This window comes from Billgrantia kenyensis, assembly GCF_013697085.1.
Classification (GTDB): Bacteria; Pseudomonadota; Gammaproteobacteria; order Pseudomonadales; family Halomonadaceae; genus Halomonas; species Halomonas kenyensis.
In genome coordinates, this window is record NZ_JACEFT010000045.1 from 1 (window position 1) to 13,398 (window position 13,398).

General features: G+C 64.3%; 16 protein-coding genes and 2 pseudogenes. 11 read left to right on the forward strand and 7 right to left on the reverse strand.

Translation table 11 applies throughout. The annotated features are described in order from the left end of the window. Positions 1–176: 176 nt before the first annotated feature. Positions 177–347, forward strand: a pseudogene (locus tag H1D44_RS19540) (GNAT family N-acetyltransferase); the annotation flags it as partial. Positions 348–351: 4 nt separating this feature from the next. Here the strand turns inward: H1D44_RS19540 and arsH are convergent. Genes arsH through H1D44_RS19565 form a run of 5 tightly spaced genes read right to left on the reverse strand, consistent with a single transcriptional unit; the run spans position 352 to position 4,531 of the window. Further along, the gene (gene arsH / locus H1D44_RS19545) at positions 352–1,098 is read right to left on the reverse strand and encodes an arsenical resistance protein ArsH (RefSeq protein WP_181516949.1); all 747 of its coding nucleotides are present in this window, start codon (positions 1,096–1,098) and stop codon (positions 352–354) included. Then, the gene (locus H1D44_RS19550; protein WP_181516950.1) at positions 1,095–2,258 is read right to left on the reverse strand and encodes an MFS transporter; all 1,164 of its coding nucleotides are present in this window, start codon (positions 2,256–2,258) and stop codon (positions 1,095–1,097) included. The genes arsH and H1D44_RS19550 overlap by 4 nt, the downstream gene beginning before the upstream one ends. A 49-nt stretch (positions 2,259–2,307) precedes the next feature. Continuing rightward, a complete protein-coding gene (locus H1D44_RS19555) occupies positions 2,308–2,727 on the reverse strand; it encodes a PadR family transcriptional regulator (RefSeq protein WP_181516951.1) in 420 nt (139 codons plus the stop codon). A gap of 54 nt (positions 2,728–2,781) precedes the next feature. Beyond that, the gene (locus H1D44_RS19560) at positions 2,782–3,684 is read right to left on the reverse strand and encodes an alpha/beta fold hydrolase (protein ID WP_181516952.1); all 903 of its coding nucleotides are present in this window, start codon (positions 3,682–3,684) and stop codon (positions 2,782–2,784) included. A gap of 4 nt (positions 3,685–3,688) precedes the next feature. Next, positions 3,689–4,531: an AraC family transcriptional regulator gene (locus H1D44_RS19565; RefSeq protein ID WP_181516953.1), complete on the reverse strand. Its 843-nt coding sequence runs from the start codon at positions 4,529–4,531 to the stop codon at positions 3,689–3,691. Positions 4,532–4,694: 163 nt separating this feature from the next. Here H1D44_RS19565 and H1D44_RS19570 point away from each other — a divergent pair, with 163 nt between their 5' ends. From H1D44_RS19570 to H1D44_RS19585, 4 genes are all read left to right on the forward strand, one after another. Then, positions 4,695–5,993 carry an NAD(P)/FAD-dependent oxidoreductase gene (locus tag H1D44_RS19570; RefSeq protein ID WP_181516954.1) on the forward strand — a complete coding sequence of 433 codons (1,299 nt, stop codon included), beginning with the start codon at positions 4,695–4,697 and terminating at the stop codon, positions 5,991–5,993. Between the two features lie 73 nt (positions 5,994–6,066). Then, a complete protein-coding gene (locus tag H1D44_RS19575) occupies positions 6,067–6,522 on the forward strand; it encodes a carboxymuconolactone decarboxylase family protein (RefSeq protein WP_181516955.1) in 456 nt (151 codons plus the stop codon). Positions 6,523–6,579: 57 nt separating this feature from the next. After that, a complete protein-coding gene (locus H1D44_RS19580; protein WP_181516956.1) occupies positions 6,580–6,777 on the forward strand; it encodes a helix-turn-helix transcriptional regulator in 198 nt (65 codons plus the stop codon). A 61-nt stretch (positions 6,778–6,838) separates the two neighbouring features. Continuing rightward, positions 6,839–7,165: a hypothetical protein gene (locus tag H1D44_RS19585; RefSeq protein WP_181516957.1), complete on the forward strand. Its 327-nt coding sequence runs from the start codon at positions 6,839–6,841 to the stop codon at positions 7,163–7,165. Positions 7,166–7,195: 30 nt separating this feature from the next. Here H1D44_RS19585 and H1D44_RS19590 read toward each other — a convergent pair whose 3' ends face one another. Then, positions 7,196–8,212 carry a GlxA family transcriptional regulator gene (locus tag H1D44_RS19590; protein ID WP_181516958.1) on the reverse strand — a complete coding sequence of 339 codons (1,017 nt, stop codon included), beginning with the start codon at positions 8,210–8,212 and terminating at the stop codon, positions 7,196–7,198. A 125-nt stretch (positions 8,213–8,337) separates the two neighbouring features. Here H1D44_RS19590 and H1D44_RS19595 point away from each other — a divergent pair, with 125 nt between their 5' ends. Next, positions 8,338–9,435 (forward strand): class I SAM-dependent methyltransferase, encoded by a 1,098-nt coding sequence (locus tag H1D44_RS19595; protein ID WP_181516959.1) that lies wholly within the window; start codon positions 8,338–8,340, stop codon positions 9,433–9,435. Positions 9,436–9,460: 25 nt separating this feature from the next. Here H1D44_RS19595 and H1D44_RS19600 read toward each other — a convergent pair whose 3' ends face one another. Then, positions 9,461–10,300 (reverse strand): PhzF family phenazine biosynthesis protein, encoded by an 840-nt coding sequence (locus tag H1D44_RS19600; protein WP_181516960.1) that lies wholly within the window; start codon positions 10,298–10,300, stop codon positions 9,461–9,463. Positions 10,301–10,468: 168 nt separating this feature from the next. Between H1D44_RS19600 and H1D44_RS19605 the strand changes: the two genes are divergently transcribed. From H1D44_RS19605 to H1D44_RS19625, 5 genes and pseudogenes are all read left to right on the forward strand, one after another. Then, a complete protein-coding gene (locus tag H1D44_RS19605; RefSeq protein WP_181516961.1) occupies positions 10,469–10,819 on the forward strand; it encodes a VOC family protein in 351 nt (116 codons plus the stop codon). Between the two features lie 108 nt (positions 10,820–10,927). Continuing rightward, positions 10,928–11,197, forward strand: coding sequence for a hypothetical protein (locus H1D44_RS19610; protein WP_181516962.1), 270 nt, complete (start codon positions 10,928–10,930; stop codon positions 11,195–11,197). Continuing rightward, positions 11,190–11,756 carry a GNAT family N-acetyltransferase gene (locus H1D44_RS19615; RefSeq protein WP_181516963.1) on the forward strand — a complete coding sequence of 189 codons (567 nt, stop codon included), beginning with the start codon at positions 11,190–11,192 and terminating at the stop codon, positions 11,754–11,756. The genes H1D44_RS19610 and H1D44_RS19615 overlap by 8 nt, the downstream gene beginning before the upstream one ends. Positions 11,757–11,911: 155 nt before the next feature. Continuing rightward, positions 11,912–12,928 (forward strand): DUF2235 domain-containing protein, encoded by a 1,017-nt coding sequence (locus tag H1D44_RS19620; RefSeq protein ID WP_238984587.1) that lies wholly within the window; start codon positions 11,912–11,914, stop codon positions 12,926–12,928. Between the two features lie 96 nt (positions 12,929–13,024). After that, positions 13,025–13,321: pseudogene (locus H1D44_RS19625) on the forward strand (transposase); the annotation flags it as partial. Positions 13,322–13,398 lie beyond the last annotated feature (77 nt).

A 13,398-nucleotide genomic window follows, 5' to 3' on the forward strand; every position in this document is an offset into this window, starting at 1 on the left:
TGAGCCCCGTACAGTACAGGACTCAGGCCTTGGACGCCGGCTGAATGAACCGTCCAACTATTGGGGGTCAGTTCAGTAACGGGTACGGGTCTTCTTTGTCATCGACGTTGCTTGCCTTGCCATGGGGTCACCTCGTTCAGTGTACTGCCTTAACGGGGTGTCCACTGTTGCTGGGCAAGATCAAACTTGGCACCGGCACCTTCGGTTACCAGCTCACCTTCTACCAGCGTGCGGGGTTCCGGGTCGTCGCCGTGGAGCGAGACTACTTCCTCTCCCACTACGACGAACCGATCTACGAGAACGGCATCCAGCACAAGGACAGGCTGCGGCTGGCTCTCGAGTTTTGACCTATCAGGAAGCCTGGCCGACCGCCGCCTTGTCGGTCACCGGGTCGGCCTTGGCACCGGCCGCCTCGCGGCGCTCCGAGTAGCGGTCCACGAGCGTCTCATTGTGGGGCCGCAGTAGCAGGGTGAAGCGCACCAGCTCCTCCATCACGTCGGCGATGCGGTCGTAGAGCGGCGAGGGTCGCATGCGCCCGGCCTCGTCGAACTCCTGGTACGCCTTGGGCACGCTGGACTGGTTGGGGACGGTGAACATGCGCATCCAGCGCCCCAGTAGCCGCAGCGTGTTCACCGCATTGAACGACTGCGAACCGCCGCTGACTTGCATTACCGCCAGGGTGCGCCCCTGGGTGGGCCGCACCGCGCCCATGCTCAGCGGCAGATGGTCGATCTGCGCCTTCATCACCCCGGTGATCTGTCCGTGTCGCTCGGGGCTGCACCACACCTGCCCTTCGGACCACAGCGCCAGCTCGCGCAGCTCCCGCACCGCCGGGTGATCGTCGCCCGGCACTTGATCAGGCAGCGGCAGATCGGAAGGGTCGAAGATTCGCGTCTCGGCGCCGAAATAGCGCAGCAGCCGCGCCGCCTCTTCCACCGCCAGACGCGAATAGGAGCGTTCGCGCAGCGAACCGTAGAGCAGCAGGATGCGTGGCGGATGGCCCAGCGGATCGGGCAAGCCCTGGCCGGGCTGCCGGAGAGCGAAGCGCTCGTCGAGGGCCGGTAAAACATCGGGGTCGTTCAGCGTGCGAAGCCTCATGTCGCCTCCTTCATGGCGTGGGTTTGCAGGACGAGCAGCGCCACCAGGGCGGCCAGCCCCAGGGCTGAGGAGAACAGCAGCGCCTGGGTGCCGAAGCGCTCGATCAACAGGGCGAAGGCCAGCGGCGCCAGCGCCTGGCCGAAGCGTGCCGGCACCATCAGCACGCCCTGGCGCAGGCCATAGCCGTGGGGGCCGAAAATGGCCAGCGGCAGCGTACCCTTGGCGATGGTGAGAATGCCGTTGCCGGCGCCGTGCAGCAGCACTAACAGCGTGGCCAGCGGCGCCCCCAGCGTCATCACGCCGAGCGCACCAATGGGATGCGCCACCACCGCCAGCTTGGCCGAGAGCAGCGGATGAAAGCGCTGCAGCAGCGAGAACTCGAGCATTCGCGCCGCCACCTGGGCCGGCCCCACCAGCGCCGCGGCCGCGATGGCGGCCGCAGGCGAGAGGCCGGCGATCTGCAACAGCCACGGCAGGTGCGCCGCCATGGCCGTGCTGACGAACCAGGTCACGGCGAAGACGAAAGCCAGCAGCGCCATGGGCAGCCAGGTCGAATTCGCCTCGGCGACTGCCGTCTCGGCGTGAGGCGCGGGCGGCTGGACACCGAACGGAATCAGCAGCCGGTTGAGCGGCAGACCCAGCAGCAGGTGTACCGCCGCCCAGGTAAAGCAGGCGTTCTGCCAGCCGAATTCGGCGTTGAGCCAGCCGGTAATCGGCCAGCAAACCGTGCTGGCAAAGCCCGCCAGTAGTGTAATACCGGTAATGGCGCCACGCGCCTCGCGGCCATAGAGCCCGGCCAGGGTCGAGAAGGCCGATTCGTACAGTCCCATGCCCATGCCGACGCCGATCACCAGCCAACCTGCCCATAGCAGCACGGGCCCATCCGCCAGACCCAGAAGTACCAGGCCCAGGGCGAACACCAGGCTGGAAACCGTCAGCACGTCGCGCCCGCCGAAACGGTCTATGCGCCGCCCCACCGCCGGGCCCAGCACGGCCGACACCACCAATGCCGAGGAAAACGCCGCGAATACCGTACCCGTGGCAAGGCCGAGGTCTTGCGCCATGGGCACGGCGAGGATGGCCGGCAAATAGTAGGTCGAGCCCCAGGCAAGCGTCTGGGAAACGCCCAGGGCGACAACCACACCGGTGCGCGAGCTCATCGACTACCTCGATCATCGAGGTATGCGGACCTGAAAAAACGCGCCGCGCTCATCCTTCCCGCTCCTCCCGTTTCACTGCCCCTGCGGCCATACGGCGGCTCTCGACGATGCATTCCGTGGCCTCGAGCCAGGCGTCCACCGCCACCTGAAAGGCATCCCGCCCCTTTTCCGTCAATGCGTAGACCTTGCGCGAGCGCCCCTGCACGACCTCGTTACTCGAGGAGAGATAGCCCCCCGCCTCGAACTCGTTGAGCACCGGATAGACCGTCCCCTCCGAAGGGCTGCAGCAGCCGTTGGTGCTCTTCTCCACCGCCGGCACCACCTCGTAGCCATGCATCGGCTTGCGGTGCAGCACGCTGAGCACGAAGAACTTCGACAGCGACATCTTGATCGTGCCGCGCCAGTAGGAAGGGTCGCTGTAGTCGGGGATCCGGCGGCCGGTGGCCGCTTCGGATTTCGCTTTGGTCATGGGGGAAACCTATACCTCGATGATCGAGGCGTCAAGCAGATGGATGTCACCGCTTTATGGCTTACCCAGCCCAAGCCACTCCAACAACAGCCTGGCGAACGCTTCCGGCTCTTCCAATTGGGGCGTGTGGCCACTGCGCTCTAACAGCCGATAGGTAACGGGTGGCAGGTCAGGCAGGCGGGACTCCCAGAGCGTAGGGGGCACGACGTAATCATGGCGCCCCATCACTACCAGCACCGGCGCGGAGAGATCCACCAAGCGCCAGTAGAACCGATAGTCGACGAAAAAATTTCGAAAGGCCGTGAAAGCCTCGGTATCGATCGGCACCCCTTGCCAGAGAGGGGTGGCGTCGTAATGGGGGTCGTACCAAAAGCGCGGGCCATCGGCGACATAGCGAGCCACGAACGCCTCACCCGGCGGCAGGCTTGCCATTGCCGACTCGTCGAGCAAGGCATGATTTTGCTCCAGCGCCGTCTTGCGAGCGCCTGACGCGTTTGCATCCCAATAGTGCTGGCCCGCTTCAAGGGTTCGCGACACATCACAGGGTGGTGTTCCGATCAGCACCAGTCGGGATACCCGGCCCGGATACCGCTTGGCATATTCGAGGGCGACATTGCCGTGATGGGAATGCCCCATCAGAACGAAACGCTCGAGGCCCAGCTCGACGCACATGGCCTCGATATCCTCGCAGTAGGCATTCAACGTAATACCCTTTGCCAGGCCTGAACCGTTCCCATGAGCGAAATGGCGTAGGTCCATGAAGCTCAGCCGGCACGACGCTCGAAGGGCAGCGGAGAAAGTACGTGGGTAGTAGACGGAAGACCCTACCACCAGCACTGCTGGCCCCTGCCCCTCTTGACGAAATCTCAGGGTTGCGCCACGCACCTCCAAGCTGCCTTCGACTGGGGACTCTGGAACTTGCCGAGACTCGGAGGGCAAGCGGGTTCTCTGGCTCATGCTCTCAACTCCTTGGACCACATAGTGTCAGGATGGCCCGAGCGGGGTAAGAGCATCCATATCGATGCCTCGCATACTGCCGATAGCCTCCCGGCGTCAGGCCGGTTACGGCCTTGAAGTCGTGGATGAAGTGGGCCTGGTCGAAGTAGCCGGCGGCCAAGGCGGTATCGGTCAGCGAGACGCTCGCCCTGCTCTGCTTGATCAGCTCGCGGCTGTGGGCAACGCGCAGCAGCCGGGCATAGCGCTTGGGCGAGAGCCCCACATGGTGCTGGAACAACCGCTCCAGGTGGCGCTGGCCGAACGGCAGCTCACCCACCAGCGTGGCGATGCTGGCCTGGCCTTGGTGGCGCTTGAGCCAGTCGAGGGATGCCGTCAGGGCCGGTTCCTGCGGCGCGTCGTGCCGCTGTAGCCGCTCTAGGATGTAGCTTTCCAGCAGCGCAATGCGCCCCGCCAGATCGGGCCTCTCACCCAGCCGCTCGTGCAGCGCTTCGAGTTCGAGCCTTCGCAGGGCATCTCCCGGCGTCAGATCTCCACCGGCCAAGGTCGTCAGGGGTTCGCTGACGAACGGAAACGCCATGCCCGGCAGGAAGCGTACACCGAACAGGTCGAGCGTTTCCCCCACTGCCAACCGCGCCGTGCGCCGCTTGGGGCCGTCGATCCAGCAAGTACCGCCCAGTCGATTGCCGTCGCGCTCCAGCGCGCCACCGAAGTTGAAAAGCAGGCCCGCGGCGCCATCCGGATGCAGCAGTTCTCTGCCTGCCAGCTCGCTACCCTCTTGCCCCTGCGCCTGCCAATAGCACTGCACGTAGGAACGCAGCGCAGCACTGGGCGTGAAGCGGCGCAGCATGAGGCCGGTGCCTCCTGGCAAGTGCGGTTGGAAAGCGTTGCTCATGTTGGGGCCTTTCAGCGCAATGGTGGGTTATCCAAAAAAATACAACGATTCTCAGCCTCAAGCGGTACAGTAAAAGCACCCATTTCTCAATTGCACATTCATCTTAACGGAGCCTTACATGGAAGGAAGACGAATCCTGGTGGTCGGCGGTGGCGCCGGCGGGCTGGAGCTGGTCACCCGTCTCGGCCGCCGCCTGGGACGGCGCGGCAAGGCGGAGATCACGCTGATCGACCGCAACCCCACCCATATCTGGAAGCCGCTGCTGCACGAGGTCGCCACCGGTGCTCTCGACTCCAGCATCGACGAGATCTCCTATCAGAGCCATGCCCAGCTGAACGGCTATCGCTTCCAGCGCGGCACTCTCGAAGGGCTCGACCGCGAGGCCCGCCAGCTGCGCCTGGCCCCGGTGCTCGACGACCACGGCGAGGAAGTACTGCCGGCCCGCAGCCTCGATTACGACCTGCTGGTGCTGGCGCTGGGCAGCGTGAGCAACGACTTCGGCACCCCCGGCGTTGCCGATCATTGCCATTTTCTCGACAGCCCGGCCCAGGCCGAGGCCTTCCGGCGCGACATGCTCAACACCTTCCTGCGCTACAGCGACCCCGAGCGGCGAGAGCATCCTCGGCTCACGGTGGGCATCGTCGGCGCCGGCGCCACCGGAGTGGAGCTGGCAGCGGAGCTGTACGACGCCTCACGCATGCTGCACAGCTACGGCTTCACCGAGATGGACAGCCGCCACCTGGAAGTTCACCTGATCGAAGCGGCACCCGACGTGCTGCCGGCCCTGCCCGAGCGTATTCGCGGCGCCGTGCGCACCGAGTTGGAACGCCTGGGGGTGCAGGTACACATCGGCACCCGGGTCGTCTGCGTAGAGGAGAACGCCATCGTCACCGCCGATGAAGAGCGCATCGAAACGGACCTCAACGTGTGGGCCGCCGGCATCAAGGCACCCAACGTACTGTGTGAACTGGGCCTGACCCTGGACCGCAACCAGCGCATCAAGGTCGAGCCGACCCTGCAGAGCGTCGACGACCCCAATATCTTCGTCTTCGGCGACTGTGCCAGCTGCCCACAGCCGGACGGCAGCGTGGTACCGCCCCGGGCCCAGGCCGCCCACCAGCAGGCCCAGCGGCTCTACAAGAACCTGCTCGCCCGGCTCGAGAACGGCACGCTGAAGCCGTTCCGCTACCGCGACCGCGGCTCGCTGATTTCACTGGCCCACTTCGAGGCCATCGGCAGCCTGATGCGCGGTGCCTCGGCACGCAGCCTGTTCATCGAGGGGCGCCTGGCCAAGTTCTTCTACGCCTCGCTCTATCGTATGCACCAGCGCGCCATCCACGGCACGGTCAAGACGGCACTGATCCTGCTCTCGGACGGGCTCAACCGCTTCATCCGCCCGCGCATGAAGCTGCACTGAGGTCGAAAATCTACAATCGAGGTGATAACCGCCGCGCTAGGGTGGAGCTTCCAACTCTTTCGGAGCCCCACTCATGCGCACGAACTACTTCTCCGCAAGCCCCGCCGGCCTCAAGGCCATGCTCGACCTGCAGAGCTACGTTCACCAGGCAGAGGAAGCGGGTGAGCTTGGCAACGGCCTGCTGGCGCTGGTCTATACCCGCGTCTCGCAGATCAACGGCTGCGCCTACTGCATCGACATGCACACCAAGGACGCGCGCAAGGCCGGTGAAACCGAGCAGCGGCTGTACGCCCTGAGCGCCTGGCGCGAAACGCCCTTCTACACGCCTCGCGAACGCGCCGCCCTGGCCTGGGCCGAGGCCAATACCCTGATCGCCGGAAACGGCATCGACGAGGCCCTGCACGAGGCCACCCGCGAGCATTTCTCCGAGAAGGGAATGACCGACCTCACGTTGGCGGTCTGCGCCATCAACGCCTGGAACCGGCTGGCGATCAGCTTCGCCGCGGAAGCAGGGAGCTATCAGCCCTGAGCAACAGAAATGCCAAGCTTGCTTGACAAAAATCAGTATGACAAACAAGCTTGGCATATGCACAACCACATTCGAACGCTGCGCAAGGCCCAGGGCTTGACCCAGGCAGATCTCGCCGAAGCCATGGGCGTTTCGCGCAATACCATCAACTCCATCGAAGTCGGGCGCTACGTGCCCTCGCTAGCGCTGGCCATCCGCCTGGCCCGATTCTTCGGCAAGCCCGTCGAGGAGGTATTCGATGACACAGCATCATGATGCAACCGCCAAGAGCAAACCCGTCCTCATCCCCCTTACTGGCATAGTTCTAGGCGTGGCGATGTTTCTCATTTCGTGGCTCGCTGCCGATGCCCCCGGGGTCGGGCTGGTCATGCTCGGCATCATGCTGGGCTATGCCGCGCTGATGCGCTTCGGCCAACGCTTCGAATCCGTCCAGGTGCTCAGCCAGGATCCGCCCTTGGACGAGCGGCATGCACTGATCCAACTGCATGCCCTGCGTGCCGCCTACTTCGCCGTGCTAGGCGTAGCGCTGATCGGCTTCTTCTGGGAAATCTCTCGCGGCGAGCCCGGTGCCTTCACGCTGATCGCTGCTGTCGGCGGGGCTACCCACATTCTCGCTACCGTGATACTGCGTCGTCGCTTGTAAGCGATGCACTGCCTCCATGGTGAGCTTCGTTCACCCCGACAGCGCCTTGCGCAGCCCGCCAAAGCGGCGCCGGTACTGAGCCGGCGTCAGCCCCACCTTGCGCCGAAACAACCGCCCGAAGAAGGCGCCATCCTCGTAGCCCACCGCCTCGGCAATGGCATCCACGGGCGTGGTCTCGGTCTCCAGCATCTGCTTGGCCTCTTCCAGACGCAGGGTGTGCACGTATTCCATCGGCGTCAGGCCGGTGGCCTTCCTGAAACGGCGGTGAAAGCTGCGCTCGCTCAGCCCCGAAACCTCGATCAACGAGGCCACCGGAGAGGGCTCGTCGTAGTGTTCGGCCACCCAGGTCTGACAGCGGGCGATGACGGCATCCTCAGCCTGGCGGGTGCGGGCGAGCATGGCAAAGGGAAGCTGGCCGGCGGCATGCCAGTCGATCAGGAACAGCTTGGCGAGGTGCATTGCCTCATCGACACTCGCCAGGCGGGCGACGAGATAGAGCGCCAGATCGCTCCAGGAGGTGCCACCCCCGGCCATGACCAGGCGGCTGCCGATGCCGCCGATCACCAGGGCGCGATGCGGATGCACCCGCACGTCCGGATAGCGACCCAGCACGTCGCAGTAGGCCCAGTGGGTGGTGGCGTCTTCGCCACGCAGTAATCCCGACTCCGCCAACAGCAGGGCGCCCGAGCAGGCGGTCGCCAGAATAGCCCCTTCGGCATGGCAGCGCTTGAGCCACGCGACTTCCTCGCTGTAACGCCCCTCGATCACCGCTTCGGGCGGAAGCGCGATCTCGGGGATGCACACCACATCGGGCACCCAATCCAGGCCGGCATCGGGAACGACGCGCACGCCGTTGGCGACGGTCATTTCACGCCTACCGCTGCGCGCCACCACCCTGGGCACGAACAGCGACTCACCGGCCTTGCCCTCGATCAGAGCGGGCCAGTCGCGTCCCGCCGAGGCAAAGACATCGAAAACCCCATAGAGGGTGGAAGCCGCCACTTCGGGAATCGCCAGCAGCGCGATGGTGGGTTTGTGCGTCGACATGGCGGAAACCGCCGGTTTCTGTCCGTAGGGACTTCAGTGTAACCCAGCCGTGAGCGCCACAATGGATTCTCCGCAGCACCAACGAAGCCCTAACGAATCACTAACAACAACTCAGGAGACACCCCATGACAGCCCAAGCACAAGCCCAAGCTCCCGCCGCTATCGACGCCACTCGCGTCGCCGGCTTCGAGAGCCGCTTCGTCGCCGCGCTCAACGAAGCCGCCATGCTGCAGCTGGTCTCGCTGGCCCATCGCAGCGGCCTGCTCGCCCATCTGGCCGACGGCGAGCCGGTCACCAGCAGTGAACTTGCCGCCAAGACCAAGCTCAATGAGCGCTACGTGCGCGAGTGGCTGGGCGGCGCCACGGTCGCTGCCCTGGTCGAACACGACCCCCAGACCCTGACCTATCGGCTGCCGCCCGAGCACGCCGCGCTGCTGACCGACAGCGGCGAAGCCAATCTCGCCGTCTACGCCCAGTACCTGCCCTTGATGGGCCAGGTGGAGGACGACGTGCTGGAATGCTTTCATCACGGCGGCGGCGTCCCCTACACACGCTACGCCCGCTTCCACGAAGTCATGGCCGAGGACAGCGGCCAGACCGTGCTGCCCGTGCTGTTCGACGCCATTCTTCCCCTGGCGCCGGAACTCCCGGCTAGGCTGGAGCGGGGCATCGACGTGCTCGATCTCGGCTGTGGTCGTGGGCTGGCGCTGATGAAACTCGCCGAACGCTTCCCCGCCAGTCGCTTTACCGGCTACGACCTCTCCCGCGAGGCCATCGGCTGGGCGACAGAGCGTGCCGCGCGGCGGGGGCTAAGCAACTTGCGCTTCGAGGAGCGCGACCTCAGCGATTTCGACCTCACCGCGCCGGCCCAGCGCTACGATCTGGTCACGACCTTCGATGCCATTCACGACCAGGCCCACCCGCTGAATCTGCTCAAGGGTGTTCGTCGCACCCTGCGCCAGGGTGGCGTCTACCTGGCCCAGGACATCCACTCATCGAGCCACCACCACGGCGACCGCGATCATCCGATGGGGACGCTGCTCTATACCCTGTCGATCATGCACTGCATGAGTGTCTCCCTCGCCCAGGGCGGCGAGGGGCTGGGAACCATGTGGGGCCGGGAAAAGGCGCGGGAATACTTCGGCAAGGCCGGCTTCGGCAGCATCGAAGTCCATCAGTTGCCCCACGACATCCAGAACGACTACTGGGTGCTCAGGCCGTGAGCGATCGTTGATGATCGGGCCCGGCTCAGCCTTCCAGGCTCACCGCCTGCCCAGTCACCACGATGCCGCCTGACAGGGGGATGTCCACCTGCAGGCGGCTGGGGCGTCCCATCGTCACGCCCTGAATGATGATCAGCTGAGCGGGTGCCTGGAGCAGACCGGCATCGCGCAGGTAGCCGGCCAGCGCCGCGGCCGCCGCCCCGGTGGCGGGGTCTTCCACCACGCCGCCCACCGGAAACGGATTGCGGGCATGGAAGCGCTCCTCTCTCTCGCGCCACACCAGCTGCAGCGTGGTCAGGCCCTCACGCAGCATCAGCGCCTTGAGCCGTTCGAAGTCGTACTCGAGCCGCTCGAGGCGTGCCCGCTCCTTGCACGCCAGCACCAGGTGCCAGGCCCCGGCGTAGGCCCGCGCAGGAGGAATGTCGAGATCGAGTTCATCGGCCTGCCAACCGAGCAGCTCGCGCGCCTCCTCGACCAGCTCAGGCTCGGCGGGGCGAAACTCCGGTGTCACCGACACCAGCGAGGCCTGCCACTCCCCTTCCACCCGGTTGACGGTGACCATCACCTCGCCCACCGCCGTATCCAGCATGTAGCTACCCGCCCCGCTCAACCGGCCCATCTGCACGCCGCCGGCCACCGTGGCATGGCCACAAAAGCTCACCTCCGCCTCGGGGCTGTAGTAACGCACCGTGCGCCGCTCACCCTCGGCCGGGGCAATGAAGGCGGTTTCGGAATAGCCCACCTCGGCGGCGATACGCTGCATCTCCGCCGGCTCGGGCAGCGCCTCGCCCAGCCACACCCCGGCGGGGTTGCCGCCGCTCGGGTCATCGGTAAAAGCCGCAAGGCGATAGAGAGTGCCGCTCATGGAAAGCTCCTCATCACGAAAGCTCCTCGGGGTGGAAAGACGCCCGCACAGTACGGGCCGAAGAAAAGGATAGAACAGGCAGCATGATGGTGAAGCGACTATGTTTAAGCCTTTCGCAGCCGGCATGCGCAGCACTCACAACACACAACCAACCACCCCGAGGCGATCATGAAAGTGAAACGCATCATGGCCAACACGGCGACAGAGGAGCTCGACCAAGCAGCGGCTTTTTACGGCGACATCCTGGGCCTCGACCTGCTAATGGATCACGGCTGGTTCCGCACCTACGGCTCGGACGCCAAGATGACGGTGCAGGTGAGTTTCGGCATCGAAGGCGGTTCCGGTACTCCCGTGCCCGATCTCTCCATCGAAGTCGACGATATCGAAGCGGCACTGGCCCGCTTCGAGAAAGCGAGCGTGCCCATCGAGTACGGCCCCATCAGCGAGCCCTGGGGCGTGCGACGCTTCTACGTTCGCGACCCCTTCGGAAAGCTCATCAACGTCTTGCAGCATGAGTGAGCAAACTGCTCCGGCTCGCTCAACAATACTGCAGCGTGCACCCAACCGATGCCACCAGGCCGTCACGTGAGGAGCCGGACGGCTAGCGGACACCCTATGGAGGCACCCATGGATGAAGACCTCGAACGAATGACCCGCGAGGAGCTGATCGACGAAGCAAAACGGCTCCGCCAAGGTATTCGCGAGCACCGAGACTGCAGCGGACACGACCTGTGCTGGCACCATCCGGCACTGTGGGCCTTACTGCCCGACAAGACCGACCCGGTTCCCGTGGTACCCGAGTGGCCGGAGTTCATCAAAGGCTGCATCAAGTATCGGCAATCGCTGGATGAACAGGCACCCAACGCACCGCGCTCGAATGAGTCGTATGATGAGTGAGATGCCCGGTAATCAAGGCCACACCATGCTTCCCTCACGTATCGAAACCGAGCGGCTTGTCCTGCGGGAACCCCGCCCCACCGATGGGCCGCGCCTGTATCAGGCGTACACGACCGATGCGGAAGTCACCTGCTACTTGGTCTGGCGCCCACACCAGGCACTCGCCGAAACGCAGCAATTCGTCGATGCCTGCATAAAAGGCTGGCAAGCGCGCACTCATTTTCCCTACGTCCTGGCCTTGCAGCGTGCAGAGCACGAACCTATCGGCATGCTGGATGCCCGGCCAAGGGGCCATATTGTCGATGTGGGCTATGTGCTGGCAAGCCGCTATTGGCAGCGTGGCCTCATGTCAGAAGCACTCACGGCACTCACCGAGCTCTGCCTGGCTCTGCCCGAGACATATCGCGTTCAGGCCACCTGCGATGTGGATAATCTGGCTTCTGCCCGCCTGCTGGAAAAGTGCGGCTTTCACCAAGAAGGCCACCTTGAGCGCTACGTAGTGCACCCCAACCTGGGTGCTGAGCCCCGGGCCTGCTTCATATATGCACGGTGCCGCTGAAGGAAAGAGGCACTCCCTTGGTTGTAAGCCCTCTGCCATGCCTGCGTAAGCCATGACGTCAATTCCTAAGACTCATGTCAGTTTCCGGTCAATTCGCGTAGCGAGACTGAAACATCGTGATTACGTTTGTAAGAGGCCTGCAGGGAGGGAGCGAGATGAAGCGCATCATCGTCTGCGCCGATGGCACCTGGCAATGTCCCGAGAGCGATAACCCCACACACGTGCTGCGTCTGGCTCGCGGCGTCGCGCCCTGTTGCGAGGCCGGCACCAAGCAGATCGTCTATTACGACCAGGGGGTAGGCACCGAAGGCGATCGAATACGCGGTGGCGCCACCGGGGCCGGTATCGACAAGAACATCATGGATTGCTATCGCTTCGTCGTGCACAACTATGAGCCCGGCGATCAGCTCTTCCTGTTCGGCTTCAGCCGCGGCGCCTACACCGTTCGATCCTTGGCGGGGCTGATTCGCAACTGCGGCCTGCTCCGGCGCGAGTGCGCCGAGAGAGTCAGCGAGGCCTACGAGCTCTATCGTCAGCGCCCCAAGAGCTCCGCCCCCGCCGAGCGCAAGGCCACGGACTTTCGCCGCAAGCATGCCGTAGCGGACAAGACCGAGATCGAGTTCATCGGCGTGTGGGACACCGTTGGCTCGCTGGGCATACCCGCCCCGTTTCTCGGCACCTTGGGTACCTCCCGCTACCTGTTCCACGACACCGCGCCCAGCAGCATCATTCGCCACGCCCGCCACGCCGTTTCCATCGACGAAAACCGCCAGGACTTCGAGCCCACCCTGTGGACGCCCAAGCCCGGCATCGACCTGAAACAGGTATGGTTCGCCGGCGTGCACACCGATATCGGCGGCGGCTACGAGAAGCGCGAACTCGGCGACTTCGCCGGTAAGTGGATGGCCAGCGAAGCCGAAAGCTGCGGGCTCGCCCTCGAACCACACTTCCACAGTGCCCTCAACCCGCGCCATACCGGTATTCAGCACAACGAATACAAAGGGTTCTACCGCGTGATGCGCCGCTCACAGCAACGCACGCTGGAGCCCTGCGTGCACCGAAGCGTGCGCCAGCGCTGGGACGACCCGCACTTCACCTACAAGAGCCCAGCGTTGAAGCAACTGCTCGATTCGGTGGGCGGTGACTGGGGTAAGGTGGAGCTGGTGGGGTGAAGACGGATAGCCACGGAGAGGATGTAAATTTCGACCGAGGCTGTGTGAAAACACACCGGCCACTATACTTTGCCAAGGTCCGCTGAGGAAATGGCGATGAAGCGATTCGTGGTTGGAGAAGCCCGAGATCAAAGCACGTTGTTCCCCGCGCTTTTGGACGACTTCATTGCAGACGATAACCCGGTCCGTGCCATTGAGGCGTTTGTGGAGGGGCTCGACCTCAGAGGGCTTGGTTTTAAAGGTGTCGATCCGCATGCGACAGGTAGGCCTGCCTATCATCCCGCTGTACTACTGAAGCTCTACATCTACGGCTATCTCAATCGCATTCAGTCAAGTCGCCGCCTGGAGCGCGAGACTCAGCGTAATGTCGAGCTGATGTGGCTGACGGAGCGCCGTAAGCGCTCCACGAACCCCACCTGTTGCGGCCTGAGTTAGACCGGTAGCGTGTCTCTCCAGCGCCAGGGCAGCAG